Annotated in this window: 2 protein-coding genes; both read right to left on the bottom strand. The window is 45.4% G+C overall.

Features of this window, described 5'->3' with window-relative positions; translation table 11 throughout:
- Nucleotides 1-245: 245 nt before the first annotated feature.
- Nucleotides 246-506 (bottom strand): HPr family phosphocarrier protein, encoded by a 261-nt coding sequence (locus KDK14_RS09395; protein ID WP_257264839.1) that lies wholly within the window; start codon nucleotides 504-506, stop codon nucleotides 246-248.
- A gap of 661 nt (nucleotides 507-1,167) precedes the next feature.
- The coding region (locus tag KDK14_RS09390; RefSeq protein WP_257264838.1) for a hypothetical protein at nucleotides 1,168-1,407 on the bottom strand (240 nt) is incomplete at its 5' end.

Below are 1,407 nucleotides of genomic sequence, written 5' to 3'. Positions count from 1 at the left end.
AATTAGCAAGAAATTGCATGATGCCAATGCCTTTTTGGAACTGAATGGTATTTTTACACATCAGTTTTATCTTCATAACAAAAGACTATCGACGTTTATTCTGGCAGCAGATTTATGACGTACGATCAGCGGTTTTCAAGAAATATTTTTTTACGGCAAAGAGGGCGATGAAGGATTTTCTTTTTCTTCGTGTTCTTTTCGGTTCCGTCTTTAGCATCCCGAAACAGGTCGCAGGCGCTTAATGTCTACTCCAAGAGGCTGCTGATAATGACTTTCAGCTTTTCCATTGCTGCTACCTCATCGTCCCCTTCAATGGCCAAAGTGATTACGTCGTTTTTGGCGATACCAACTGACATCAATTTCATCAGGCTTTTGGTATTGGCCTTGTGTCCGTTATTCTCAACGGTGACCGTACTATTAAACGCCTTGCTGGCTTTGACTATTACAGCGCCAGGCCGAATATGCAGGCCGTTTTCGTTAGTTACTATGATCTGCGCAGTTTGCATGGTTTTTGGGAAAAATAAGAGCTTGAGTGAGTTCGACCCAATGCATGTTATCGGAAGGGGTTTAATGCTCCCACAAAATATTTTTTGTGTTAATGATTCCTGTCATTTTTAATGAACTTGTTGGTCCTGAATTCAGGCCATATGAAAATAACTCTGTTTTCTCTAAGAATTCCACCGGTCTATCAGGTTGCTGGCTACACCATAAAATAGGCATCCAGGCAAGATACCAATAATTCCGTTGATCCTTATTGAAAACCACCCGACGCTGCCCCTTTGCTCCACCTTCATTACAGAGGCTTCGTCACTACTCGACAATATGCTCCTGCATTGTCTACCGATTACCGCCGTGAATCTTACGAGCAGCACTGTCCCAGTGCATGGCATCGGTACTCAATCCCTTGTGGCTTTAGCCACTTGAGAGTCTCACTTGGCATCCACGCGACTGGTTCGGGCAGTTCCATAGAAGAACTCAGTACAGATTCATGCCAGCTCTACGCCTGACACCACCTGCACAACATTCGGAGTTCACTTGCATATTTATCCCGGAAGTTCTTGAGGCCTCCGGTTTTGATGTCAAAAAACCCTTTTACGACGCTGCAACAGTGGTTTGGGTTTACTCATCTCTCTGTACCACACATGCCAGGTCTAGCCTGACTTTTCCTCATCGCTCACGACCACCACTCTTAATGACAGCCGCATGAGGCAGTTTGAAGCCTGCTTCCGACAGAGAACTTTGGTGGACCACCATTTCTTCCATAGCTTCCACGTTCTTCAGGACTTCGTCCTTTGAACCCCTGAGGTTGTTTGTATTTGTAGAAAGTACCAATCGAACAGTCTGGGAGGCTATCCGAGAATAGACTGCCCTACGCGGCAACTGCTCCTGCGTTGCTCTAACTCCTGC

Origin of the sequence: Endozoicomonas sp. ONNA2 (assembly GCF_024606365.1) — a bacterium.
In the GTDB taxonomy this organism is placed as follows: Bacteria; Pseudomonadota; Gammaproteobacteria; order Pseudomonadales; family Endozoicomonadaceae; genus Endozoicomonas.
Note: the sequence above shows the minus strand (reverse complement) of the source record. Positions and strands in the feature narration are given on the sequence as shown.